Raw genomic sequence first — 24,928 nt, forward strand, 5'->3', positions numbered from 1 at the left:
GGATCGTTAACCGTCACACCATCGCGACTTCCCCGTGACCTGCCCCACGCCTCGACGGGCCCGTCCACCCCCGCCCACTCTCCCGCGATCTTGCGGTTATCTCCCCCTTTCGGGGCTTTTGGCGGGCGGCAAGTGCAAGATCGACGGGGGTTGGCGCGGGCGCGGCGGGCCAGGGGATGGGAAAGGGGGAGGGCCGGCGGCGGGGCCGCGCCGGGGAGGCTGCGAGAATCCGTGACCGTGAAGACGTTCGAGGAGCTGTTCGCCGAACTGCAGGCCAAGGCCGCCGCCGGCACCCCGGGTTCGGGGACGGTGGCCGCGCTGGAGCGCGGCGTACACGCGATCGGCAAGAAGGTCGTCGAGGAGGCGGCCGAGGCGTGGATGGCGGCCGAGCACGAGGGCCCGGAACGCGCCGCGGAGGAGATCTCCCAACTGCTCTACCAGGCCCAGGTGCTGATGCTCGCCACCGGACTGGAGCTCAAGGACGTCTACCGACATCTGTGACGTGCCCGTCGACCGACCGGAAACGTCATAAGGAGCACCACAGATGCTGCGTATCGCCGTCCCCAACAAAGGCACCCTGTCCCGTCCGGCCGCCGACATGCTGCGCGAGGCCGGCTACCGCCAACGCACCTCCGACCGTGACCTCGTCTGCCAGGACGAGGCCAACGACGTCGAGTTCTTCTACCTGCGCCCCCGCGACATCGCCACCTACGTCGGCTCCGGCGACCTCGACCTCGGCATCACCGGCCGGGACCTGCTCGTCGACTCCGACAGCCCGGCCACCGAGATCCTCGACCTGAACTTCGCCGCCGCCTCGTTCCGCTTCGCCGCCCGCCCCGGCACCCTGGGCCCGGACGGCGACGTCAGCGGCCGGCGGATCGCCACCTCGTTCCCCGGCGTCGTCGCCCGCCACCTGGCCGAGTACGGCCGCGAGGCCGAGGTGATCCGGCTCGACGGGGCGGTCGAGAACGCGGTCCGGCTCGGTGTCGCCGACGTCGTCGCCGACGTCGTCGAGACCGGTGCCACGCTGCGCCAGGCCGGCCTGGTCGTCGTTGGCGAGCCGATCCTGCACTCCACGGCGGTGCTGATCGGCCGCTCCGACGCGCCGTCGACCCCGCCGGCGGCCGGCGCCGACCCGGCCGGCGGAGGCACCGGCCCGGCCGCGCCGCTCAGCGGCCAGGCGGGGCAGCTCATCCGCCGGCTCCAGGGCGTGCTGGTCGCCCGCCGCTACGTCATGCTGGCGTACGACGTCCGCGCCGACCTGCTCGACCAGGCGACCGCCCTGACGCCCGGCATCGAGTCGCCGACCATCTCGCCGCTGCACCGCGAGGGCTGGGTGGCCGTCCAGGCGATGGTGCGGCGCGACGCCGTACACCGGATCATGGACGAGCTGTACGACCTGGGCGCCCGGGCGATCCTGGTCACCGACATCCACGCCTGCCGGCTGTGAGGCCGGCCGGATCCGGCCCGGCCGACCGGGCCGGGCAGATGCCGCGTCCGGGAAGGCGCTTCACCCGGTCGGTTCCGGGAGCCGGAGCGTGAAGCCGCTGCCCGGCTGGGCCGCCCTGAGCCTGGCCACCGTCGGCGGGGTCGCCTCGGCGGCACAGAGCGCCGCCAACGCCGAACTCGGCACCCGGATGGGCAACGCGGCCCTGGGCGCGGTGGTCAACAACGCCGTCGGTACGACCGTCGTGCTCGTCGGACTGCTGGTCATGCCGTCGATGCGCAGCGGCCTGCGGGCGCTGTGGCGGTCCGGGCTGCCGTGGTGGGCGTACCTCGGCGGGCTGGGCGGCGCGTTCTTCGTCACCGCCGCCACCTACGCCGTACCGGTCCTCGGGGTCGCCCTGTTCACCATCGCCCAGGTGACCGGCAACAGCTTCGGCGGACTGGCGGTCGACCGGGTCGGCCTGGCACCCGCCGGGCGGCTGGCGCTGACCGGTCCACGGGTGGCCGGGGCCCTGCTCGGCATCGCCGCGGTGGCCCTGGCCCAGGTCGGCCGCCCGTACGGCGATCTGGCCCTGGCCGGGGTGGCGCTCGCGGTCGCCGGTGGCCTCGCCGTGGCGCTGCAGTCGGCACTCAACGCGCGCCTCTCGGCGGCCAGCAGCAACGCCGCCGGCACCGCCGTCAACTTCGCGGTCAGCACCCCGGCGGTGGTCGCCGCCGCGGTGGCGCTCGGCGTCGTGCCGCATCTGAGCGGGCCGTGGCCGACCGACTGGTACCTGTACGGCGGCGGCGTACTCGCCGTGATGATCGTGGCGATCCTGCTGCTCAGCGTACGGTCGGTCGGCGTACTGCGGACCGGGTTGGCCATCGTCGGCGGCCAGCTCGGCGGGGCGCTGCTGCTCGACCTGATCGTGCCCGGCGGGCCCGGCGCGAGCCTCGCGGTACTGGCCGGCGCGCTGCTCACGCTGGTCGCGGTGTTCGTGTCCGGCCGGGTGGTCCGTCCCGCCCCGGCCGGATCCTGACCCGCACGCCCGGCCGGATCCGCCTATCGTGGCGGCATGCTGGACGAGGTCAACATCCGCCACCGGGCCGCCTACGACGAGATCGCCGACCGGTTTGCCAAGGTCAACGCCGAGATGCCGGCCAGCTATCTCGGGCTGGCCGAAGAGTTCGGGAAGCTCGCCGGCGACGGCCCGATCCTGGACCTCGGCTGTGGCGCCGGGCGGGACATGGCGTTCTGGGCGGACCGCGGCCACCGGGTGGTCGGGCTGGACCTGTCGCTCGGCATGCTTCGGCAGGCCGCGGCCCGCAGCGGGCAGCCCCTGACCCAGGCCGACATGCGCGGCCTGCCGTTCCGGGACGGGGTGTTCGTGGGCGTCTGGTGCTCGGCGTCGCTGCTGCACCTGCCGAAGGCGCTCGCCCCGGTGGTGCTCGCCGAGGTCGCCCGGGTGCTGCGGCCCGGCGGCGTGCTGATGGTCGCGCTCAAGGAGGGCGGCGGGGAGGGCTGGGAGGACGAGTCCTTCTGGAACGCCTCCGGCGGTGTCACCAGGTTCTTCGCCCGGTACGCCCCGGCGGAGGTCGACGCACTGCTCGCCGTCGACTTCGACACCCGGCTGAGGCGTCGGCACACCTCCGAGATCGGCGTCGCCTGGCTGACCCACCTTGCCGTCCGGAGCCACTGACGGGACCGGCCGGTCAGGGGATCGGGCCGCTGCGCAGCGTCAGCCGTACGGTGCTGCCGGACGGGGCACTGCTGCCGCCCGCCGGCGACTGGGCCGAGACCCACGTGCCGAGCCCGGTCAACGTCGGCCGGAAGCCGGCCGCGATGACCTGCTGCCGGGCCGGCACCATCGGCAGGCCCACGACGTGCGGCACCGGGCGTAGCGGGACCTGGAAGTCGAGCGTGTACGCGCAGTTCGCCCCGGTCATCGCCGGCATCCCGATCAGGTGGCTGCCGGCGTAGAACTCCTGTTCCGGGGTCAGGTTCAGCGGCGGTGGCACGAGGTTGTCCGGTACCCGGCCGGGCAGGTGCGGCGAGTGCTCGGGCCAGAGGTACTTGGCGAAGAACATCGTCACCAGGTCGGCGGCGGCCAGCGCCAGCGGCGGACACGGGCCACGTTCCGGGTCGCACGGCGTCTGCCCGGCCGGCAGGTAGTCGAAGTGGCGCCCGTTGGCGAACGTCGTCCGGTGTCGGGGGATCGGCAGCGCCGACCACTGGGCGGAGTTGAGTTCGGTGAAGGAGTCCTCGACCGGACTCCCGGCGACGATCAGCTTCGGCCGGTTCAGGGCGGCGATCGGCAGTGGGACGTTCAGTTCCTGCCAGGTGCCGCTCAGCCCGGCGTACGCGGCCACGTTCGGGGTGACCGTGGCGAACCAGGCCCCGAGGAGCGCCCCGTACGAGTGTCCGGCGACCCCGGTCCTCTCCGCGGGCATCAGTACGCCGCTGTGCTCCCAGTTCTGCCGCATCCAGTTCAGCACCGCCCCGAGCACCGGTACCGACGGGTGGTTCGCGTTCTGCGGCAGGACGGAGATGTGGGTCAGCTCCGGGACCGCCACGACGTAGCCGCTGCGGGCGAGTTGGGCCGGCAACTGGATCCATTTGCGGAAATGGTTCGGATCATTCGCGCAGTGACCGTGTGCGAATATGATCAGCGGATAGCGTCCGCAGCTGTCGAGGATCGGAGCTGTCGCCACGGAGCCGTCGAGGCTGGGAAAGAAGACCCGGATCCGGGTCGGTGCGCCTTCCGCGGCGGAGTATTCCCGCATTCCGTAGAAGACCGGGGTCAGTGCGCTCGGCTGCCACCCGATCGGGCAGCTCGCGGGCGGTGGGGTCGGTCCTGTCATGGCGTAATGGTTCGACGGTGCGGTGCGCCGGTCGAGACGAATATCGGCTACCTGTCAGTGCCATTCCCGGTGATATTGGAAATGCGATTCCCAGGGCTCCCGACCACCCGCCGGACGCCCGTCCCGGTGTCCGGTCACCGGACCGGGCAAGGTATCGAGAGTCCTCTATGCGGCACACTGGGGTGGTGAGTGACTCCGCTGTCGTGCGGCTGCGGCCGCGGCGAATCCGCAAGACCTGCTGGGCCCTGGCGGCGGCGGTGGTCGTCCTGTTCACCGTGGTCGGCACCGCGCTGCGTGGCCCGACCGGCGAGGGAATGGGGTCGTTCCAGCGCGGCGACCAGTTCGCGATGATCGGTCTGGGCGTGCTGATCGCTGCCGGCATCCTGATGTTCACCCGCCCCGGGTCGAGGCCGATGCCAGGGGGGTCCGGATCCGCAACGTGGTCGGCTCCTGGGACCTGCCATGGGATGTCGTCCGGTCTGTCCGGTTCGACCGGGGCTCGGCATGGGCCAGCGTGGAACTGCACGACGACGAGCTGATTCCGGTGCTGGCGCTGCAGGTGGTCGACAAGGAGCACGCCGTCGACGGCGTGCGTGCCCTGCGTGCCCTGCACTCGTCGGCGACCCTGGCACCGGCCGCCGAAACGGCCTGACCACCGGGGGGTCGGTCACCCGCACACATAGTCGTGTACTCTTGTCGAGTCGACCAGGCTGCTGCATGGCAGCCACGAAGCGGAGCGCCTGCTCCCACCCGGATCGCCGCAACAGGTGATCGGGTCCGGTCAGCCCGGGAGGGTCCGTCCCGTCCCCGGGTGTCACGCCCGTGAGCGGGTCGTGGCCGACCGGTCGAGCAGGCCCTGGCATGCGCCGGGGCCTTCTGCTTTCCGCGTCGGTGTCCCGTTCGGGACGCCGACGGGAGTCGGCGCCAACGTGAAAGCAGACTGAGGAGGCCACATCAGCGTCGAGCCACGGGTGAACGAGCAGATCCGGGCACGTGAGGTCCGACTCGTCGGCCCTGAGGGTGAGCAGGTGGGCATCGTCCCGCTGGAGCGTGCCCTGCAGTTGGCCGCGGACGTCGACCTGGACCTGGTCGAGGTTGCGCCGATGGCGCGCCCGCCGGTGTGCAAGCTCATGGACTTCGGAAAGTTCAAGTACGAGAGTGCACTCAAGGCGCGCGAAGCCCGGCGTAACCAGCAACAGACCGTCATCAAGGAAATGAAGCTGCGGCCGAAGATCGACCCGCACGACTACGAGACCAAGAAGGGTCACGTGGTGCGGTTCCTCAAGGCGGGCGACAAGGTCAAGGTGACGATCATGTTCCGCGGTCGCGAGCAGAGCCGCCCGGAGCTGGGCTACCGGCTCCTGCGCCGGCTCGAGTCGGAGATCTCGGAACTGGGATACGTCGAGGCCGCCCCCAAGCAGGACGGCCGAAACATGATCATGGTTCTGGCGCCGCACCGCGCCGTCAAGGCGTCCGCCGTGGCCGCCACCGCCGCCCGTGGCGGAGCGCCGCGTGACCGCGACACCGAGGCGGCACCGGCCGGTCCGGCGCAGGCCGCCGGGGACACCGGCACCGCCGCCGAAAACAGCGGCGAGTAACAGGGGAGAGACGTTTCACATGCCGAAGATGAAGAGCCACACCGGTACGGGAAAGCGGGTCCGGGTGACCGGCCGCGGCAAGCTCCGTACCGAGCAGGCCGGCAAGCGCCACCTGCTGGAGGGCAAGCCCTCCACCCGTACGCGCCGGCTGACCGGCACGGTCGAGGTGGCCAAGGCTGACGTCAAGCGAATCAAGAAGCTGCTCGGCCGCTGACGCGCGCCACCCGACTGACCTAAGGAGTAGTTGAGATGGCACGCGTCAAGCGGGCAGTCAACGCCCAGAAGAAGCGCCGCACCCTGCTGGAGACCGCCAGCGGCTACCGCGGCCAGCGCTCGCGCCTGTACCGCAAGGCCAAGGAGCAGGTGCTGCACTCGATGCAGTACGCCTACCGGGACCGCCGCGACCGCAAGGGCGACTTCCGGCAGCTCTGGATCACCCGGATCAACGCGGGTGCCCGCGCCAACGGGCTGACCTACAACCGGTTCATCCAGGGCCTGCGGCTCGCCGGTGTCGAGGTCGACCGCAAGATCCTGGCCGACCTGGCCGTCAACGACGCCGCGGCGTTCACCGCGCTCGTCGAGGTCGCCAAGGCCGCCGTCGCGGCCGAGGGCACCGGTGGCCCGGCGGCCCAGGCCGCCTGATCCCCTGAACCATGGTCGAGGCGTCCCACGTGTTGTCCGGACAACATGCGGGACGCCTCGACCATGTCTGGGCCGACGGGCCGCGGTTCACCCCGCGTACCCCGCGGGTCGTCGCCGCCCGGCGGCTGCACCGCCGCCGTGACCGGGAGGCGACCGGCCGGTTCCTGGCCGAGGGACCGCAGGCGGTCCGCGAGGCGCTGACCGTCGCCGGCGGCGTACACGAACTCTTCGGCACCGACGACGCGCTGCGCCGGCACGACGACCTGGTCGCCGCCGCCGTCGCCGCGGGCGTACCGGTGTCGCCGGTGACCGAAGACGGCCTGGCCGCCCTCACCGAGACGGTGGCGCCGCAGGGCGTCGTCGCCGTCTGCGCGCAGCGGCACGTGCCGCTGGCCGCCGGGCTCGCCCGGGCGCCCCGACTGGTCGCCGTCCTCGCCGAGATCCGCGATCCGGGTAACGCCGGCACCGTGCTGCGTACGGCCGACGCCGCCGGCGCGGGCGCGGTCGTCTTCGCGGGCGACGCCGTCGACCCGTACAACGGCAAATGCGTGCGGGCGACCGCCGGCAGTCTGTTCCACCTGGACCTGGTCCGTGACGGCGACCCGTTCGCGGTCGTCGCCGCCCTGCGCGCCGCCGGCCTGACCGTCTTCGCCGCCACCGGCTACGGCGACACCGACCTCGACGAACTCGCCGACGCCGACCTGGCCGCGACACCCGGCGGTACGGCCCGGGGGCTGGCCCGCCCGACCGCGTGGCTGTTCGGGTCGGAGGCCCACGGCCTGCCGCCCGAACTGGCCGCCGCCGCCGACGCCCGGGTCCGGGTGCCGCTGCACGGCCGGGCCGAGAGCCTGAACCTGGCTGCCGCCGCGGCCGTCTGCCTGTACGCTTCGGCCAGAGCACTTCGTTCCAGGGAGCCCCGGAGATGAACGAGCACGGCACGAGCGAACGCGGCCGGTCCGACGCCGCCGTGCGCCGCCACTCGTTTAGCCAGCCCGCCGGTCGCGGCGGGCGGTGGGGCTGACCCCATCCCTTGATCGTCGACCGGCGGGCTGCGGCACAGCCGCGCGTCCGTAGACTCTCCACCGCCGTCCGGAACACCTGACGCCGCGCGCCGCGTCGACCAAGTCACGCCCGCTCACCGCGCAGTGCATCCGGACCGCGCCGACGTGAAGGAGTGCCCGCCCGTCATGACCTACCGCAACGACCCGTACGACCCCAAACAGGTCGCGTTGCTCGACCAGAACGCCCTCGACGACGCCGTCGCCGCGGCGGAGAAGGCCTTCGCCGACGCCGCCGACCTCGACGCCCTCGCCGCGCTGCGCCCGGCGCACCTGGGTGACCGGGCCCCGGTGTCGCTGGCCCGCCGCGAGATCGGCGCCCTGCCGCCGGCGGCCAAGTCCGACGCCGGCAAACGCGTCAACCAGGCCCGGGCCGCGATCCAGGCCGGGTTCGACGCCCGCCACGCGGTGCTGCAGGAGGAACAGGCGCAGCGGGTGCTGGCCGAGGAGCGGGTCGACGTCACGCTGCCCGGCGGTCGGCGCCCCCGTGGCGCGCGGCATCCGTTGAGCACGCTCATGGAGCGCATCGGCGACCTGTTCGTCGGCATGGGCTACGAGATCGCCGACGGTCCCGAGGTCGAGCTGGAGTGGGCCAACTTCGACGCGCTGAACATCCCGCCGGACCACCCGGCCCGGGGCCTGATGGACACCTTCCACGTCGCCGCGGCCGACGGGTCCGCGGAGGGGTCCGGGCTGGTGCTGCGTACGCACACCTCGCCGGTGCAGGCGCGCACGATGCTGACCCGGACCCCGCCGATCTACGTCGTCGTGCCGGGCCGGGTCTACCGCACCGACGAACTCGACGCCACCCACACGCCGGTCTTCCACCAGGTCGAGGGCCTGGTCGTCGACAAGGGCATCACGATGGCGCACCTGCGCGGCACCCTGGACCACTTCGCCCGGGCGATGTTCGGCCCGGACGCGCGGACCCGCTGGCGGCCGCACTACTTCCCGTTCACCGAGCCGTCGGCGGAGTTCGACGTGTGGTTCGCCGAGCACCGCGACGGTCCGCGCTGGGTCGAGTGGGGCGGCTGCGGCATGGTCAACCCGAGGGTGTTGCGGGCCTGTGGCATCGACCCGGAGGTCTACTCCGGGTTCGCGTTCGGGATGGGCATCGAGCGCACCCTGATGTTCCGGCACGGGGTCAGCGACATGCGCGACATGGTCGAGGGCGACGTGCGGTTCACCCGCGCCTTCGGTGTCGAGATCTAGCGGCCGAGTTCTGGGAGACACGAAGACATGCGAGTTCCTATTTCCTGGCTGCGCGAGCACGTCGACCTGCCCGCCGACCTGACCGCGGAGCGGCTGGAGCAGGCCCTGGTCGGCCTCGGCCTCGAGGTCGAGTCCATCGTGGACCTTCGGGCGACGGTGACCGGTCAGCTGGTCGTCGGCGAGGTCCGCGAGATCGAGGAGCTGACCGGCTTCAAGAAGCCGATCCGGTTCTGCCGGGTCGACGTCGGCGCCGCCAACGGCACCGGCGAGCCGCAGGAGATCGTCTGCGGGGCCACCAACTTCGCCGTCGGTGACCGGGTCGTGGTGATCCTGCCGGGCGGCGAGCTGCCCGGCGGGTTCCGGATCGGCGCCCGCAAGACGTACGGCCGCAACTCCAACGGCATGATCTGCTCGGTCCGCGAGCTGGGGCTCGGCGAGGACCACGCCGGCATCCTGGTGCTGCCGGCCGACGGCCCGGCCCGGCCCGGCGACGACGCACGGCCGGTCGTCGGGCTCGACGAGATCGTCGTCGAGGTCGAGATCACCCCGGACCGTGGCTACGCGATGTCGGTGCGCGGCATCGCCCGCGAGCTGGCGCACTCGTTCGGGGTGCCGTTCCGTGACCCCGGCCTGGTGCCGGCGCCGGGCGCGACCCCGCAGCCGGCCTACCCGGTCGAGGTCCGCGACCCGCTCGGCTGCGACCGGTTCGCCGGCCGGGTGGTCCGCGGCATCGACCCGACGGCCGCCTCGCCGGAGTGGATGTCCCGGCGGCTGACCCTGGCCGGCATCCGCAGCATCTCGCTGGCGGTCGACATCACCAACTACGTGATGCTGGAGCTGGGCCAGCCGATGCACGCCTTCGACCTGGCCCGGCTCACCGGTCCGCTGGTCGTGCGGCGGGCCACCGCGGGGGAGAAGCTGACCACGCTCGACGGGGTGGTCCGGGTCCTCGACGCCGAGGACATGATCATCTGTGACGACAGCGGCCCGATCTCGCTGGCCGCGGTGATGGGTGGGCAGACCAGCGAGGTCATGCCGGAGACCACCGAGGTCCTCTTCGAGGCGGCGCACTGGGACCCGGTGATGGTCGGCCGCACCGCCCGCCGGCACAAGCTGTTCAGCGAGGCCGCCAAGCGGTGGGAGCGTGGCGTCGACCCGGCGCTGCCGCTGGTCGCCGTCGAGCGCGCCGTCACCCTGCTCACCGAGCACGGCGGCGGCACGGCCGGTGCCGAGATCCTCGACTTCGACCAGGTCGCCCCGCCGACGCCGGTCGACCTCGACGTGACGCTGCCGGCCCGCCGGGTCGGCGTGGCCTACCCGCCGGCCCGCGTGGTCGCCCTCCTGGAGGAGATCGGCTGCACCGTCACCTCGGCGGGTGGCGTCGCGCCCGGCACCGGCACCGGCGACCGGATCGGCGTCACCCCGCCGACCTGGCGGCCCGACCTGACCGACCCGGCCGACCTCGTCGAGGAGGTCGCCCGCCTCGACGGCTACGACAACGTGCCCGGCGCCCTGCCGCTGGCCCCGGCCGGCCGGGGACTCACCGACGAGCAGCGCCGGCGCCGCTCCGTCGCCCGTACCCTCGCCGAGACCGGGTTCGTCGAGGTGCTGTCGTATCCGTTCGTCGGCCCGGAGATGCTCGACGGTCTGGGCCTGCCGGCCGACGACCCCCGCCGGTCGGCGATCCGGCTGGCCAACCCGCTGTCCGACGAGGAGCCGCTGCTGCGCACGACGCTGCTCGGCCCGCTGCTGGGCATCCTGCGCCGCAACGTCGGACGCGGCCACCGCGACCTGGCGCTGTACGAGATCGGGATGGTCTTCGAACCGCGTGCCGATGCCGGCCGGCCCCCGGTGATGGGGGTCGACGACCGGCCGTCGCCGGCCGAGTTCGCCGCCGCCGACGCGACCGTGCCGCACCAGCCCTGGCACGTGGCGGCGGTGCTCACCGGCGACATCGACCCGGCCGGCTGGTGGGGCGGTGGCCGCCCGGCCGACTGGTCCGACGCGGTGCGGGCCGCCCGGACCGTGGTCGAGGTGGCCGGCATCCCCGACGACCGGGTCACCGTCCGCTCCGGTGACCGGGCGCCGTGGCATCCGGGGCGCTGTGCCGAGGTGCTCGTCGACGACACGGTCGTCGGATACGCCGGCGAGCTGCACCCGCGGGTCGTGGCGGCACTGGAACTGCCCCGGCGTACCTGCGCGGTGGAGCTGAACCTCGACGCGCTGCCGGCCGCGCCGGTGGTGCCCGCCCCACGCGTCTCCGGCTTCCCGCCGGCCCTGATCGACGTGGCGCTGGTCGTCGACTCGGCCGTCCCGGCCGAATCGGTGCAGGACGCCCTCGCGGAGGGCGCCGGTGACCTGCTGGAGTCGGTACGTCTGTTCGACGTCTACACCTCCGAGCAGCTCGGTGCGGGGCGGCGGTCGCTGGCGTACAAGCTGACCTTCCGGGCGCCGGACCGGACGCTGACCGGCGAGGAGGCGGTGGCCGCCCGCGACGCGGCGGTCTCGCGGGCGGCGTCCCGGTTCGGTGCGGTGCTGCGCGGCGCCTGACCGGCAGTGGCGTCGGTCATGGCGGTCTGCGCGCTCCTGGCCGCCTTCGCGGTGACGGCGGCCGGGGTCGCGTGGTGGGTCCGGCGGCGTTGGCTGGTCGTGTCGATCGCCGGCGACAGCATGCGGCCGACGCTGCGGCCGGGCGACCGGGTGGTCGCCCGGCGCACCACCCTGGCCGGGATCCGCCGTGGCGACGTCGTCGTGGTGCGGACCCCGGCCGGCTGGTCCGCCACCCCGCCGCGCGGCCTGCTGGTCAAGCGGGCGGTGGCGCTGCCGGGTGACCCGGTGCCGTCCGACGTCGCGGTCCAGCCGGCCGGCGGGGGTCGGCGGGTGCCGCCCGGCCGCCTGGTGCTGTTCGGCGACAACCCGCCGGCCAGCCGCGACTCGCGGCACATCGGTTACTTCACCGCGACCGACCTGCTCGGCGTCGTCGTCGGGCCCCGCCGGTACGGCCGGCGGGGCCCGACCTGACCACGTTCGGCGCCACCCCACGGCCGGGTGGCGCCACCCGGGGCCGGTCGGTGGCGACCCGGGGCCGGTCGGCGGCGACCGCGGCGCGCCCGCCCCGCCCCGCCGGGTGGCAGGCGTCCGGCGGTGTTGTCCGGCCGGTTCCCGGCTGCGCCGGACACGGGCGCCCCGCCGGTGGTACGACTGACGGATGGGCATCGTCACGCCCGGCTTCCAGGGCCGCCGGCGCACCACGCAGCCGGCCCTGCCGCCCGGGCAGTACCTGGTCGAGGACTTCCCGGTGCTGTCGGCCGGTCCCACGCCGCGAGTCGACCTCGATCACTGGGAGTTCGTGATCGCCACCGAGACGGGCGCCGAACACCGTTGGACCTGGCCGCAGTTGATGGCGCTGCCCAGCGAGGACCCGACGGTCGACATCCACTGCGTCACCCGGTGGTCCAAACTCGGCACGACGTGGCGGGGCGTCTCGCTGGACACCCTGCTCGCCGACGTCGAGACCACCGCCGACTACGCGCTGGTGCGGTCGTACGGCGGCTACACCACCAACCTGCCGCTGGCCGACCTGCGCGACGGGCAGGCGTGGATCGCGTACCGGTTCGACGGCGCGGACCTGGCGCCCGAGCACGGTGGCCCGGCCCGGATGATCGTCCCGCACCTGTACTTCTGGAAGTCGGCGAAATGGGTGCGCGGAATGCGGCTGCTGCGCGAGGACGAACCGGGTTTCTGGGAGACGGCCGGCTACCACGACTACGGTGACCCGTGGCGCGAGCAGCGGTACCAGGGGGACTGAGTCCGCGGCTCGCCTGGCGGGTCGGCCGCCTGGTGGAAATCCGCGACGAGACCCCGACCGCCCGGACGCTGGTCCTCGAGGTGGCCGGCTGGCCGGGACACCTGGCCGGGCAGCACGTCGACGTGCGGCTCACCGCGCAGGACGGATACCAGGCTTCGCGCAGCTATTCGCTGGCCGCGCCGCAGGACGGCGAGCGGGTGGAGATGACCGTGCAGCGGGTGCCGGACGGTGAGGTGTCGCCGTACCTGGTGCAGACGTACCGGATCGGTGACCCGGTCGAGGTCCGCGGTCCGGTCGGTGGCTGGTTCGTGTGGCGGCCGACGGACACCGCGCCGGTGCTGCTGGTCGCGGGCGGGTCGGGGATCGTGCCGCTGATGGCGATGGTCCGCGCCCGCCGGGCGGCCTGCAGCCGGGTGCCGTTCCGGCTGATCTGTTCGGCGCGTGCGCCCGACGACCTGTTCTACGCGGACGAGTTGCGCCGCCGGGTCCGCGACGACGCCGGCCTGGACGTCGCGTACGTCTGGACCCGCCAGGCGCCGCCGCAGTGGCCGGGGCCGCCGCGGCGGATCTCGGTGGCGGACGTGAACACCCACGGCTGGCCGTCCGACCTGGCGCCGGTCTGTTACGTGTGCGGGCCGACGGGGTTCGTGGAGGCGGTCGCCGACATCCTCGTCGCGCTCGGGCACGATCCGCGCCGGATCCGTACCGAGCGGTTCGGCCCCACCGGAGGTTGAGTTGACATGACCGAGCAGTATGTCGATGGAAACGCGCTGGCCGGTCCGTTGCGGGAGCTCTTCGCGGTCGACATGACGGCCGCGGACGGTCGGTGCGTCTCGTGCGGGCTGGACGCGCCGGTGGCGGCGCTGCTGGTCTACGACCACGGACCGGGGTTGGTGGCGCGATGCCCGAACTGTTCCGGGGTGGTGTTGCGGCTGGTCCGATCGCCGCAGGCGGCGTGGCTCGACCTGCGCGGTGTGGAGTGCCTGCGGATCCCGATGCCGCCGGAAGGCCGGGTTATCGTTTGATCATTAGCTGCACTGCATATTCTTGCGGTCCGGCGCTGCATCCTGATACCTTCGCACGCATAGCAATACGGAGGTATACATGGGTATCAGGGTCGCGGTGGCCGGAGCGAGTGGATACGCGGGCGGGGAACTGCTCCGCATCCTCGCCGGGCACCCCGAGTTCGACCTCGTCGCCGCCACCGCACACACCCAGGCCGGGGCACGGATCTCCGCCGTACACCCGCAGTTGGCCGGCCTCGACCTGACGCTCGTCGAAACCGGGCCGGCGACCCTCGCCGACGCGGACCTGGTCTTCCTGGCGCTGCCGCACGGCCAGTCCGCGGCGCTCGCCGCGCAACTGCCCGATGGTGTGCGGGTCGTCGACCTCGGCGCCGACCATCGGCTCGCCGACGCCGACGCCTGGACCCGCTACTACGGCGGCACGCACGCCGGCGCCTGGACCTACGGCCTGCCCGAGCTGCCCGGCGCCCGGGCCGCCATCGCCGGATCCACCCGGGTCGCCGCGACCGGCTGCTACGCCGCCGCGATCAGCCTCGCGCTGGCGCCGCTGATCGCCGCCGGTGCCGTCGAGCCCACCGACGTGGTCGTCGTCGCCGCGTCCGGCACCTCCGGCGCCGGCCGCGCCGCCAAGGTCAACCTGCTCGGCAGCGAGGTGATGGGCGACCTGACGCCCTACAAGGTCGGCGCCCACCAGCACGTGCCCGAGATCAAGCAGGCCACCGGCGCGGCCAGCCTGTCGTTCACCCCGGTTCTCGCACCGATGCCGCGCGGCATCCTGGCGACCGTCACCGCCCGGCCCACCGGAGCGGCCGACCCGCGTGACGTGCTCACCGCCACCTACGCCGACGCTTCGTTCGTGCACGTGCTGCCGGAGGGTGCGTGGCCGCACACCGCCGCCACGCTGGGCTCCAACTCCTGCCACCTCCAGGCCACCGTCGACGTCGACTCCGGCCGCGTGATCGTCACCAGCGCGATCGACAACCTCGGCAAGGGCGCCGCCGGCCAGGCCGTGCAGTGCGCCAACCTGATGTTCGACCTGCCGGAGACCACCGGCCTGTCCGTATTCGGAGTTGCACCGTGAGCGAGCGAGCCGTGTGGTTCAGGCTTTTCGAAGGTGCCGGCGAGCGGAGCGAGGTGACACCGTGAGCGTGACCACGCCGAAGGGGTTCCGGGCGGCCGGGGTGACCGCCGGGCTGAAGTCCAGCGGGGCCCGTGACGTGGCACTGATCGTCAACGACGGACCGGATGCCACCGTCGCCGCGGTCTTCACCACCAACCGGGTCAAGGCCGCGCCGGTGCTGTGGACCCAGCAGGTGGTCCGTGGCGGAGTCGTGCGGGCGATCGTCCTCAACTCCGGTGGTGCCAACGCGTGCACCGGACCGCTGGGGTTCCAGGACACCCACGCCACCGCCGAACGCACCGCCACCGCGCTGAGCCGTTCCAGTGCCCGGCTGCTGATCGGGGCCAGTGAGGTCGCGGTCTGCTCGACGGGGCTGATCGGCGAGCGGTTGCCGATGGACCGGCTGCTGCCCGGGATCGGCTCGGCGGTACGGGCGCTGGCCCGCAGCGGTGGTCCGGCCGCCGCCGAGGCGATCATGACGACGGACACCCGTCCGAAGACGACCGTGGCCGCCGGCACCGGCTGGACCGTCGGCGGCATGGCCAAGGGCGCGGGCATGCTCGCTCCGGGCCTCGCGACCATGCTCAGCGTGCTCACCACCGACGCGGTCGCCGGGGCGGACGCTCTCGACGAGGCGCTGCGGGCGGCGTGCCGGCGGACCTTCGACCGGGTCGACTCCGACGGCTGCATGTCCACCAACGACACCGTGATCCTGCTGGCCAGCGGCGCCTCCGGCATCGAACCGTCGCAGGAGGAGCTGACCGCGGCGGTGACCGCCGCCTGCCACGATCTGGCGCAGCAGCTCGTCGCCGACGCCGAGGGCGCCACCAAGCAGATCGCGATCGAGGTCTTCGGCGCGGCGAGCGAGGACGACGCGGTCGAGGTCGGCCGGTCGGTGGCCCGCAACAACCTGGTCAAGACAGCGTTGTTCGGCAACGACCCCAACTGGGGCCGGATCCTCGCGGCGGTCGGCACGACGGCGGCCGCCTTCGAGCCGGACGGGATCGACGTGGCGGTCAACGGGGTGTGGGTGTGCCGGGCGGGCACCGCCGCCGACGACCGGTCGAAGGTGGACCTGTCGGGTCGGGACGTCACGATCGAGGTCAATCTGAACGCCGGCGGCGACCGCGCCACCATCTGGACCAACGATCTGTCGCATGCGTATGTGCACGAGAACTCGGCGTACAGCACATGAGCGCGAGGAGTGCAGCGCAGCGGAGCCCCGCAGTCGCGAGTGGAGACGGGGACAGCATGAGCGCGAGGAGTGCAGCGCAGCGGAAGCACGAACTGGCGCAGGAGAAGGCGGCGACCTTCATCGAGGCGCTGCCGTGGCTGGCCCGGTTCCACGGTGCCACCGTCGTCGTCAAGTACGGCGGCAACGCGATGATCGACCCGGGGCTGCAGCGGGCGTTCGCCGCCGACATGGTCTTCCTGCGTTACGTCGGCCTCCGGCCGGTCGTGGTGCACGGCGGCGGCCCGCAGATCTCGGCGATGCTGGGCCGGTTGGGGATTCCCAGCGAGTTCAAGGGCGGACTGCGCGTCACCACGCCCGAGGCGATGGACGTCGTGCGGATGGTGCTCGTCGGTCAGGTCGGCCGTGAACTCGTCGGCCTGATCAACGAACACGGCCCGTTCGCGGTGGGACTGTCCGGTGAGGATGCCCGGCTGTTCACCGCCATCCGACGGCCCGCGTACGTCGATGGTGAGCCGGTGGACATCGGCCAGGTCGGTGACGTGGACGCCGTCAACGTGTCCGCGGTCGCGGACCTGATCGGTGCCGGCCGGATCCCGGTCATCTCGACGGTGGCGCCGGACGCCGACGGGGTGTTGCACAACCTCAACGCGGACACCGCGGCGGCGGCGCTCGCGGTCGCGCTCGACGCCCGCAAGCTGATCGTGCTGACCGACGTGTCCGGCCTGTATGCCGACTGGCCGGACACCACCAGCCTCGTCGACCGGATCACCGTTGCCGAGCTGGCCAAGCTGCTGCCCCGGCTGGAGGCCGGGATGGTGCCGAAGATGGAGGCGTGCCTGCGGGCGGTGCAGGGTGGGGTGCCCGCCGCCCACGTCGTCGACGGCCGGGTGGCGCATTCCACGCTGCTGGAGGTCTTCACCTCCGAAGGCTTCGGCACGATGGTCGTCGCGGATGCCGAGGGCACCGCGACACACGACGGGAAGACGGTGAACGGATCATGACCACCCTGGTCGACCGCTGGCGGCAGTCCATGATGGACAACTATGGGACGCCGCCGCTGGCACTGGTCAGCGGCTCCGGCGCGGTCGTCGTCGACGAGGCGGGCAAGCAGTACGTCGACCTGCTCGGCGGCATCGCCGTCAACAGCCTCGGCCACGCCCACCCGGCCGTGGTCGCCGCGGTCTCGAAGCAGGTCGCCACGCTCGGCCACGTCTCGAACCTGTTCGTGGCCGAACCGCCGGTCGCGCTCGCCGAACTGCTGCTGGCCCTCGCCGGCCGGCCGGGCCGGGTCTTCTTCGCGAACTCGGGGGCGGAGGTCAACGAGGCGGCGTTCAAGCTGTCCCGGTTGACCGGCCGTGGCCACGTCGTGTCGACCGTCGGCGGCTTCCACGGCCGCACGATGGGCGCGCTGGCCCTGACCGGCCAGCCGACCAAGGCCGACCCGTTCCGGCCGCTGCCCGGCGACGTCACCCACGTCCAGTACGGCGATGTCGCCGCCCTGGCGGCCGCGGTCACCGCGGAGACGGCCATGGTGATCCTCGAGCCGATCCAGGGCGAGAACGGCGTGTGCGTGCCGCCGCCCGGCTACCTCGGCGCGGCCCGGGAGATCACCACCCGGCACGGCGCGCTGCTCGTCATCGACGAGGTGCAGACCGGGATGGGGCGTACCGGCCACTGGTTCGCCCACCAGGCCGACGGCATCGAACCCGACGTGGTGACCCTGGCCAAGGGGCTCGGTGGTGGCCTCCCGATCGGCGCCTGCATCGCCTTCGGGCCGGCCGCCGACCTGCTCGCCCCGGGCGCCCACGGCAGCACCTTCGGCGGCAACCCGGTCAGCTGCGCCGCCGCCCTGGCGGTCGTCAGCACCATCGCCAACGAGGGACTGCTCGACCACGTCAAACGGACCGGCGAACGGCTGCGGCACGGCATCGAGGCGCTCGGCCATCCGCTGGTCACCGAGGTACGCGGTGCCGGGCTGCTGCTCGGCGTCGTACTGTGCGCGCCGGCTTCGGGTGCGGTCGCCGGGGTGCTGCGCGACGCCGGCTTCCTCGTCAACCCGGTCCAGCCGAACGTGTTGCGGCTCGCGCCGCCGCTGGTCCTGACCGCCGAGCAGGTCGACGCGTTCGTCGCCGCCCTGCCGGCCGCACTCGATGCCGCGACACCGAACGAGGTGCAGAAGTGACCACCCGGCATTTCCTGCGTGACGACGACCTGACGCCGGCCGAGCAGTCGGCCGTGCTCGACCTGGCCGAGCAGATCAAGGCGGAGCCGTTCCGGGAACGGCCGTTGGCCGGCCCCCGGTCGGTGGCGGTGCTCTTCGACAAGCAGAGCCTGCGGACCCGGCTGTCGTTCGACGTCGGCATCGCCGAACTCGGTGGCAACGCGATCATCGTCGACTCCGGCGGCACCCACTTCGGGCGCGGCGAGACGCTCGCCGACGCCTCCCGGGTGCTGTCCCGCTACGTGACGGCGATCGTGATGCGGACCCACGGCGACGACCGGATCGCCGAGGTCGCGGCCGCGTCGTCGGTGCCGGTGATCAACGCCCTGACCGACGGCTTCCACCCGTGCCAACTCCTTGCCGATCTGTTGACCGTGCGGGAGCGGTGCGGCGGCACCACCGGCCGGACCCTGGCGTACGTCGGTGACGCCGCCAACAACATGTCCCGGTCGTACCTGGTGGCCGGCGCGACGGCCGGCATGCACGTCCGGGTCGCCGGCCCCGTCGGCTACGACCCGGATCCGGAGGTCGTCGCCACGGCGACCGCGATCGCGGCCGGCACCGGCGGATCGGTCCAGGTGCTGCGTGACCCGCGTGAGGCGGTCACGGGCGCCGACGTGGTGGCGACCGACACGTGGACGTCGATGGGCCAGGAACACGACGGCCGTGACCGGCTCACCCCGTTCTGGCCCTACCAGATCAACAAGGAGCTGCTGGCGGCCGCACCAAACGCGATCGTGCTGCACTGCCTTCCCGCACACCGCGGCGAGGAGATCACCGATGAGGTCATGGACGGCGACCGCAGCGCCGTGTTCGACGAGGCGGAAAACCGGGTACACGCGCAGAAGGCGCTGATCACCTGGTTGCTGCGCCAGGAGGAGCGCCGGTGACCGAGCACGGCAGGGCAGTGGGATGACCGGGCCGGTGACCCGTACGGCGCGGCATGCCCGCATCGTCGAGCTGATCCGGGACAAGGTGGTCCACTCACAGACCGAACTCGCCGACCTGCTCGCCGGTGACGGCATCCAGGTGACCCAGGCCACCCTGTCACGTGACCTGGAAGAACTCGGCGCGGTCAAGGTCCGCGGCGGCGACGGCGGGCCCGCCGTCTACCTCATCCCCGAGGACGGGATGCGGCCGCTGCGCGACGCCGTGCAGGCCCCGGCCCGCCTGGTGCGGCTGCTGCGGGAGTTGCTGACCAGCGTCGACGCCAGCGGCAACATGGCCGTGCTACGCACCCCGCCGGGCGCCGCCCAGTTCCTGGCCAGCGCGCTGGACCGCTCCGGGCTGCCGGAGGTGGTCGGCACCATCGCCGGCGACGACACCATCCTCGTCGTGGCGAGGGACACCGTCGGCGGCGCCGCGCTCGCCGCGAAGCTGGCGGACTGGGCGGTCACCCCGCCGGCCGGCTCCGAACACTCCTAGCCGGGCGACACACTCCCATCCCGGGCGACACACTCCTGGCCCGAGGAACACACTCCCAGCCCGAGCGACGGCCGGCACACACCGCGGAAGGAGGACCACACCATGACCGAGCGGGTCGTGCTGGCGTACTCCGGGGGACTCGACACCTCGGTCGCCATTCCATACCTGGCGGAGCGGACCGGTGCCGAGGTGATCGCCGTCGCCGTCGACGTCGGACAGGGTGGCGAGGACCTGGCCGCGGTCCGGCGCCGGGCCCTGGACTGCGGCGCCGTCGAGGCCGAGGTCGTCGACGCCCGCGACGAGTTCGCCGCCGACTTCTGTCTGCCCGCGCTGCGGGCGAACGCCCTCTACATGGACCGCTATCCGCTGGTGTCGGCGCTGTCCCGGCCGCTGATCGTCAGGCACCTGGTCGCGGCGGCCCGCCGGCACGGCGGCACGATCGTCGCCCACGGCTGCACCGGCAAGGGCAACGACCAGGTCCGGTTCGAGGTCGGCCTCGGCGCGCTCGCCCCCGACCTCAGGGTCGTCGCCCCGGCCCGCGACTTCGCCTGGACCCGTGACAAGGCGATCACGTACGCCGAGGAGAGGGGCCTGCCGATCGACGTCACGCACCGGTCGCCGTACTCGGTCGACCAGAACCTGTGGGGCCGCGCCGTCGAGACCGGCTCCCTCGAGGACATCTGGAACGGCCCGGTCGAGGACGTCTACGCCTACACCGCCGACCCGGCCGAACCCCGCGACCCCGATGAGGTCGTCATCACCTTCGACGCCGGCATACCGGTCGCGATCGACGGCGAGACCGTCACCGCCCACCAGGCGGTCGTCGAACTCAACCGGCGGGCCGGCGCCCAGGGGGTCGGCCGGCTCGACATGGTCGAGGACCGCCTCGTCGGCATCAAGAGCCGCGAGATCTACGAGGCGCCGGGCGCCATCGCCCTGATCACCGCCCACCAGGAACTGGAGAACGTCACCGTCGAACGCGACCTGGCCCGCTTCAAACGCGGCGTGGACCAGCGCTGGGGCGAACTCGTCTACGACGGCCTGTGGTTCTCGCCACTGAAGAGGTCCCTCGACGCGTTCATCGACGAAACCCAGAAGTACGTCACCGGCGAGGTCCGGCTGACCCTGCACGGCGGCCGCGCCGTTGTCACCGGCCGGCGCTCCGAGGCCAGCCTCTACGACTTCGCGATGGCCACCTACGACACCGGCGACACCTTCGACCAGTCGCTGGCCAAGGGCTTCGTCCAACTCTGGGGACTACCCAGCCGGATGGCCGCGGCCCGCGACGCCCGGCTCGGCGGCTCCCCGCGATTCTGACCGGAAGGCACGTTAGCAATGATTGTCGGCGTGGATGACAAGTCTCTGACGGAGAACAGCGCGGCCACCAACCGGACCAGCCTGTGGGGAGGACGCTTCGCCGGCGGCCCCTCCGAGGCACTGGCCCGGCTGTCGGTCAGCGTCCAGTTCGACTGGCGCCTCGCACCGTACGACCTCGCGGGCTCCCGGGCGCACGCCCGGGTGCTGGCCCGCGCGGGGCTGCTCGACGCCGAGGAACTCGGCCGGGTCCTGGCCGCCCTGGACGACCTGGAGGCCGCCTGCGCCTCCGGAGAGTTCCGGCCGACCATCGACGACGAAGACGTCCACACCGCCCTCGAACGCGGCATGCTGGAGCGGCTCGGCACACTCGGCGGGAAGCTGCGCGCCGGCCGTTCCCGCAACGACCAGGTCGCCACCGATCTGCGCCTCTACCTGCGCGACCACGCCCGCGGCGTCGCCGAACGGCTGGTCGAACTCGCCGACGCCCTCGTCGAACAGGCCGAACGGCACGTCGACACGCCCGCTCCGGGCATGACCCACGTCCAGCACGCCCAGCCGGTCACCTTCGGCCACTGGCTGCTCGCCCATGTCCAGCCGCTGCTGCGCGACCTGGAACGGCTGCGGGACTGGGACGCCCGTACGGCGATCTCGCCGCTCGGCGCCGGCGCGCTCGCCGGGTCCTCGCTGCCGCTCGACCCGGTGCAGGTCGCCAAGGAACTCGGGTTCACCGCGTCGGCCGCCAACTCGATGGACGCGGTCGCCGACCGGGACTTCGTGGCCGAGTTCCTCTTCGTCACGTCGCTGATCGGCGTGCACCTGTCCCGGCTCGGCGAGGAGGTGGTGCTCTGGACGTCGCAGGAGTTCGGCTGGGTCGAACTCGACGACAGCTTCGCCACCGGATCGTCGATCATGCCGCAGAAGAAGAACGCCGACATCGCCGAACTGGCCCGCGGCAAGTCCGGCCGGCTGGTCGGCGGCCTGGTCGCCGTCCTGACGATGCTCAAGGGGCTGCCGCTGACGTACGACCGGGACATGCAGGAGGACAAGGAGCCGGTGTTCGACGCCGTCGACACCCTCCAGCTGCTCCTGCCGGCGCTGGCCGGAATGATCTCCACGATGACGGTACGGGTGGACCGGCTCGCCGCCGCCGCCCCGGTCGGCTTCACCCTCGCCACCGAGGTCGCCGACTGGCTGGTCGTCAAGGGCGTGCCGTTCCGCGAGGCACACGAGATCACCGGCAAGCTCGTGGCGCTGTGCGTGGCCCGCGACTGCGCCCTCGACGAGGTCTCCGACGAGGACCTGACGCTGGTCAGCCCACACCTCGACGCCGGCGTACGCGACGTGCTGTCGGTCCGTTCGGCGCTCGCCGCCCGCACCACGCCCGGCTCGACCGGCCCCGGCCCGGTCGCCGACCAGCTGGCCACGGCCATCGACAAGCTCGCCGGCTGGCGCACCTGGGCCACCGAGGTCGTCGTACCCCGCTGACCGGCGCCGTGGCCGCCACCCCGGGTGGCGGCCACGGCGGCCCGTGGCCTAACCCAGGTCCCAGAGCAGGCGGTAGTAGGCGATCCGTTCCGGGTCGGGTTCGACCCCGTACGCCTCCAACAGCGTCCCTTCCCAGCTCGGCCCGTAGTTCCAGTGCAGGCTCCAGGTGGCCACCGCCAGGTCCGCCCACCGGTCGGCGACCCCGAGCGCACCGAGGTCGACGTGTCCGGCGAACCGGCCGTCCGGGGTGATCAGCGTGTTGGGGGCGCACGCGTCGCCCTGGCAGACCACCAGCCGGTCGACCGCCGGCACGTCGGCGAGCCGGGCCAGCGCCCCGTCCACGCCGAACGCGGCGTGGTCCGGATGCCACCGCGCCGGCTCGAGCCGGCCGGCCGTGGCGAGCCCACGTATCCGCGCGAGCCGGTCCTCGACCCGCCAACCGAACGGGCAGTCCGCGACCGGCAGCCGGTCGTGCAACCGCCGCAGCCCGGCGCCGATCGCGGTCGCGCCGGTCGCCGGGTCCGCCTTCCACCGGTCGACGACCGCGGATTCGCCGGGCAGGCCGTCGGTCAGCAGCCAGCTCCCGGTCTCGTCGGCTCCCTCGTCGAGGACCGGTGGCACGGGCGCGTACCGGACCGCCCACCGCAGCCGTTCCGCCTCCCGGTCCAGCCGCAGCCCGCTGTCCGGCGGCGCCCACTTCACGAACCACCGGCCGAGTCCGGCGGCGATCTCGAAGGTGAGGCCGCCCAGTTCGTTGCGCCACACCGGGCGGGTCGGCCGCCCGGCGGCGAGCCGCCGCACCACCGCGGGAACCGGATGGTCGGGCGGCGGGGGACCGGAGAGCATCCGGGAATTCTGCCAGAGCCCGACCGGCCGGTGGGGGCATCCACGGCCGTCGCCGAAGTGGCAGCGCCGGCCCCGTCCGTGCTGTCCTGTACGACGTGACCGACCTCGAAGACCTGCTCGCCGGCCCGGTCGTACCGGCCGCCCGCGGACTGCTCGGCTGCCGGCTGTCCGCCGGCGGCGTCACCGTGCGCGTCACCGAGGTCGAGGCGTACGCGGGCACCGCCAGCGACCCCGCCTCGCACGCCCATCGCGGCCGTACCCCGCGTAACTCGGTCATGTTCGGCCCGTCCGGGTATGCCTACGTCTACTTCACGTACGGCATGCACTGGTGCGTGAACGTGGTCACCGGACCCGAGGGGGAGGCGTCCGCCGTACTCCTGCGGGCCGGTGAGATCGTCGACGGCCTGGACCTGGCCCGGTCCCGGCGGCCCGCCGTACGCCGGGACGTCGACCTCGCGCGCGGCCCGGCGCGGCTGTGCTCCGCGCTCGGCCTGGACGGCACCGCGTACGGCGCCCATCTGCTCGGCGACGGCCCGGTACGGCTCACCGCGCCGCCGACGCCGGTCGGTCCGGCTATGGTCAGCGCCGGACCCCGGGTCGGAGTGACCGGGGCGCACGACCGGCCGTGGCGGTTCTGGATCACCGGCGACCCGACGGTCAGCACCTACCGTCGCCACGTGCCGAGAGCCGCCCGTACGGCCGGCGCGTCCGCGCCGCGTTCGTAACCCGGTACAGGTGGGACCCGGTCGTGGGGGACAATCCGCTGTGTGACCGATCTGATCGACGACCTGCAGTGGCGGGGCCTCATCCAGGACTCGACCGACCTCGACGAGTTGCGCAAGCACCTGGACAACGAGCGGGTGACCTTCTATGTCGGGTTCGATCCGACCGCCGCGAGCCTGCACGTCGGACACCTGGTGCAGGTTCTGACCGCCCGGCGCCTGCAGCTCGCCGGTCACCGTCCGTTGCTGCTGGTCGGTGGGGCCACCGGCCAGATCGGTGATCCGAAGGAGGGCGGCGAGCGCAGCCTGCACAGCCCGCAGACGGTGGCCGGGTGGGTGGCCCGGATCCGCGACCAGCTGTCGCCGTTCGTGACGTACGCCGGTGACAACGCCGCGACCCTGGTCAACAACCTGGAGTGGACGGCCGAGATGTCGGTCGTCGAGTTCCTCCGGGACGTGGGCAAGCACTTCCCGGTCAACCGGATGCTGGCCCGCGAGGTGGTCAAGGCGCGCCTGGAGAGCGGCATCAGCTTCACCGAGTTCAGCTACCAGCTGCTCCAGGCCAACGACTACTTCGAGCTGCACCGCCGGCACGGCTGCACGCTCCAGTTCGGCGGCTCCGACCAGTGGGGCAACATCACGGCGGGGGTGGACTACGTCCGCCGGCGCGGCGCGGGGCCCGTGCACGCGTTCACCACACCGTTGGTGACCAAGGCCGACGGGACCAAGTTCGGCAAGAGCGAGGGCGGTTCGGTCTGGATCGACCCGACGATGACTAGCCCGTACGCCTTCTACCAGTTCTGGCTCAACAGTGAGGATCGGGACATCCCGCGCTACCTGCGTTACTTCAGCTTCCGGTCCCGCGAGGAGATCGAGGAGCTGGTGGCGGCGACCGAGGAGCGGCCGCAGGCCCGGCTCGGTCAGCGGGCGCTGGCCGAGGAGCTGACCACGCTCGTGCACGGCGCGG

26 protein-coding genes and 1 pseudogene (1 of these 27 running past the window's edge) are annotated in these 24,928 nt (G+C 72.8%); 25 read left to right on the forward strand and 2 right to left on the reverse strand.

The window, feature by feature from the left end:
- The first annotated feature begins 237 nt into the window (after window positions 1-237).
- From Prubr_RS24200 to Prubr_RS24215, 4 genes are all read left to right on the forward strand, one after another.
- The gene (locus Prubr_RS24200; protein WP_192768547.1) at window positions 238-501 is read left to right on the forward strand and encodes a phosphoribosyl-ATP diphosphatase; all 264 of its coding nucleotides are present in this window, start codon (window positions 238-240) and stop codon (window positions 499-501) included.
- 43 nt (window positions 502-544) lie between these two features.
- On the forward strand, window positions 545-1,450 hold the full coding sequence (hisG, locus tag Prubr_RS24205; protein ID WP_212817156.1) for an ATP phosphoribosyltransferase: 906 nt from the start codon (window positions 545-547) through the stop codon (window positions 1,448-1,450).
- Between the two features lie 88 nt (window positions 1,451-1,538).
- Window positions 1,539-2,465, forward strand: a complete 927-nt coding sequence (locus Prubr_RS24210) for a DMT family transporter (RefSeq protein ID WP_212817157.1) — start codon at window positions 1,539-1,541, stop codon at window positions 2,463-2,465.
- A 36-nt stretch (window positions 2,466-2,501) separates the two neighbouring features.
- A complete protein-coding gene (locus Prubr_RS24215; RefSeq protein ID WP_212817158.1) occupies window positions 2,502-3,125 on the forward strand; it encodes a class I SAM-dependent methyltransferase in 624 nt (207 codons plus the stop codon).
- Between the two features lie 13 nt (window positions 3,126-3,138).
- Here Prubr_RS24215 and Prubr_RS24220 read toward each other — a convergent pair whose 3' ends face one another.
- Window positions 3,139-4,287, reverse strand: coding sequence for a PASTA domain-containing protein (locus tag Prubr_RS24220; protein WP_212817159.1), 1,149 nt, complete (start codon window positions 4,285-4,287; stop codon window positions 3,139-3,141).
- 167 nt (window positions 4,288-4,454) lie between these two features.
- Here Prubr_RS24220 and Prubr_RS24225 point away from each other — a divergent pair.
- From Prubr_RS24225 to argH, 19 genes and pseudogenes are all read left to right on the forward strand, one after another.
- Window positions 4,455-4,939: pseudogene (locus tag Prubr_RS24225) on the forward strand (PH domain-containing protein).
- A 319-nt stretch (window positions 4,940-5,258) separates the two neighbouring features.
- On the forward strand, window positions 5,259-5,885 hold the full coding sequence (gene infC / locus Prubr_RS24230) for a translation initiation factor IF-3 (protein ID WP_212817160.1): 627 nt from the start codon (window positions 5,259-5,261) through the stop codon (window positions 5,883-5,885).
- Window positions 5,886-5,904: 19 nt separating this feature from the next.
- On the forward strand, window positions 5,905-6,099 hold the full coding sequence (gene rpmI / locus Prubr_RS24235; protein ID WP_212817161.1) for a 50S ribosomal protein L35: 195 nt from the start codon (window positions 5,905-5,907) through the stop codon (window positions 6,097-6,099).
- Between the two features lie 35 nt (window positions 6,100-6,134).
- Window positions 6,135-6,527 (forward strand): 50S ribosomal protein L20, encoded by a 393-nt coding sequence (gene rplT, locus Prubr_RS24240; RefSeq protein ID WP_212817162.1) that lies wholly within the window; start codon window positions 6,135-6,137, stop codon window positions 6,525-6,527.
- A gap of 11 nt (window positions 6,528-6,538) precedes the next feature.
- Window positions 6,539-7,453: a TrmH family RNA methyltransferase gene (locus Prubr_RS24245; RefSeq protein WP_212817163.1), complete on the forward strand. Its 915-nt coding sequence runs from the start codon at window positions 6,539-6,541 to the stop codon at window positions 7,451-7,453.
- 261 nt (window positions 7,454-7,714) lie between these two features.
- Window positions 7,715-8,797, forward strand: coding sequence for a phenylalanine--tRNA ligase subunit alpha (pheS, locus tag Prubr_RS24250; protein ID WP_212817164.1), 1,083 nt, complete (start codon window positions 7,715-7,717; stop codon window positions 8,795-8,797).
- 27 nt (window positions 8,798-8,824) lie between these two features.
- Window positions 8,825-11,347 (forward strand): phenylalanine--tRNA ligase subunit beta, encoded by a 2,523-nt coding sequence (gene pheT / locus Prubr_RS24255; RefSeq protein ID WP_212817165.1) that lies wholly within the window; start codon window positions 8,825-8,827, stop codon window positions 11,345-11,347.
- An 18-nt stretch (window positions 11,348-11,365) separates the two neighbouring features.
- The gene (locus tag Prubr_RS24260; RefSeq protein ID WP_212817166.1) at window positions 11,366-11,818 is read left to right on the forward strand and encodes a S26 family signal peptidase; all 453 of its coding nucleotides are present in this window, start codon (window positions 11,366-11,368) and stop codon (window positions 11,816-11,818) included.
- A 187-nt stretch (window positions 11,819-12,005) separates the two neighbouring features.
- Window positions 12,006-12,605 (forward strand): sulfite oxidase-like oxidoreductase, encoded by a 600-nt coding sequence (locus Prubr_RS24265; RefSeq protein WP_212817167.1) that lies wholly within the window; start codon window positions 12,006-12,008, stop codon window positions 12,603-12,605.
- Window positions 12,575-13,339 (forward strand): ferredoxin reductase, encoded by a 765-nt coding sequence (locus Prubr_RS24270; protein ID WP_246567574.1) that lies wholly within the window; start codon window positions 12,575-12,577, stop codon window positions 13,337-13,339. The genes Prubr_RS24265 and Prubr_RS24270 overlap by 31 nt, the downstream gene beginning before the upstream one ends.
- Window positions 13,340-13,345: 6 nt before the next feature.
- Complete coding sequence (locus Prubr_RS24275) at window positions 13,346-13,630, forward strand: DUF6510 family protein (protein ID WP_212817168.1); 285 nt, start codon at window positions 13,346-13,348, stop codon at window positions 13,628-13,630.
- A 79-nt stretch (window positions 13,631-13,709) separates the two neighbouring features.
- Complete coding sequence (gene argC, locus Prubr_RS24280; RefSeq protein ID WP_212817170.1) at window positions 13,710-14,711, forward strand: N-acetyl-gamma-glutamyl-phosphate reductase; 1,002 nt, start codon at window positions 13,710-13,712, stop codon at window positions 14,709-14,711.
- Window positions 14,712-14,772: 61 nt separating this feature from the next.
- On the forward strand, window positions 14,773-15,945 hold the full coding sequence (gene argJ, locus Prubr_RS24285) for a bifunctional glutamate N-acetyltransferase/amino-acid acetyltransferase ArgJ (protein WP_212817172.1): 1,173 nt from the start codon (window positions 14,773-14,775) through the stop codon (window positions 15,943-15,945).
- Between the two features lie 56 nt (window positions 15,946-16,001).
- Entirely contained in the window at window positions 16,002-16,946 is a 945-nt protein-coding gene (argB, locus tag Prubr_RS24290; protein WP_212817174.1) for an acetylglutamate kinase, read from the forward strand.
- Entirely contained in the window at window positions 16,943-18,127 is a 1,185-nt protein-coding gene (locus tag Prubr_RS24295) for an acetylornithine transaminase (protein WP_212817175.1), read from the forward strand. The genes argB and Prubr_RS24295 overlap by 4 nt, the downstream gene beginning before the upstream one ends.
- Window positions 18,124-19,056 carry an ornithine carbamoyltransferase gene (argF, locus tag Prubr_RS24300; protein ID WP_212817177.1) on the forward strand — a complete coding sequence of 311 codons (933 nt, stop codon included), beginning with the start codon at window positions 18,124-18,126 and terminating at the stop codon, window positions 19,054-19,056. The genes Prubr_RS24295 and argF overlap by 4 nt, the downstream gene beginning before the upstream one ends.
- Before the next feature lie 22 nt (window positions 19,057-19,078).
- A complete protein-coding gene (locus tag Prubr_RS24305; protein WP_212817179.1) occupies window positions 19,079-19,591 on the forward strand; it encodes an arginine repressor in 513 nt (170 codons plus the stop codon).
- A 102-nt stretch (window positions 19,592-19,693) separates the two neighbouring features.
- On the forward strand, window positions 19,694-20,908 hold the full coding sequence (locus Prubr_RS24310) for an argininosuccinate synthase (protein ID WP_212817180.1): 1,215 nt from the start codon (window positions 19,694-19,696) through the stop codon (window positions 20,906-20,908).
- 21 nt (window positions 20,909-20,929) lie between these two features.
- Window positions 20,930-22,393, forward strand: a complete 1,464-nt coding sequence (argH, locus tag Prubr_RS24315; RefSeq protein WP_212828465.1) for an argininosuccinate lyase — start codon at window positions 20,930-20,932, stop codon at window positions 22,391-22,393.
- A gap of 48 nt (window positions 22,394-22,441) precedes the next feature.
- Here the strand turns inward: argH and Prubr_RS24320 are convergent, their stop codons facing one another.
- Window positions 22,442-23,239: an aminoglycoside 3'-phosphotransferase gene (locus Prubr_RS24320; RefSeq protein ID WP_212817181.1), complete on the reverse strand. Its 798-nt coding sequence runs from the start codon at window positions 23,237-23,239 to the stop codon at window positions 22,442-22,444.
- A 95-nt stretch (window positions 23,240-23,334) separates the two neighbouring features.
- Between Prubr_RS24320 and Prubr_RS24325 the strand changes: the two genes are divergently transcribed.
- Complete coding sequence (locus tag Prubr_RS24325; RefSeq protein ID WP_246567577.1) at window positions 23,335-23,964, forward strand: DNA-3-methyladenine glycosylase; 630 nt, start codon at window positions 23,335-23,337, stop codon at window positions 23,962-23,964.
- A 42-nt stretch (window positions 23,965-24,006) separates the two neighbouring features.
- On the forward strand, window positions 24,007-24,928 hold the 5' portion of the coding sequence (gene tyrS, locus Prubr_RS24330; protein WP_212817183.1) for a tyrosine--tRNA ligase. 335 nt of this gene lie beyond the right edge of the window; 922 of the gene's 1,257 nt are visible here — the first part of the coding sequence; it begins with the start codon at window positions 24,007-24,009; its stop codon lies beyond the right edge, outside the window.

Source organism: Polymorphospora rubra, from assembly GCF_018324255.1.
GTDB classification, from domain to species: domain Bacteria; phylum Actinomycetota; class Actinomycetes; order Mycobacteriales; family Micromonosporaceae; genus Polymorphospora; species Polymorphospora rubra.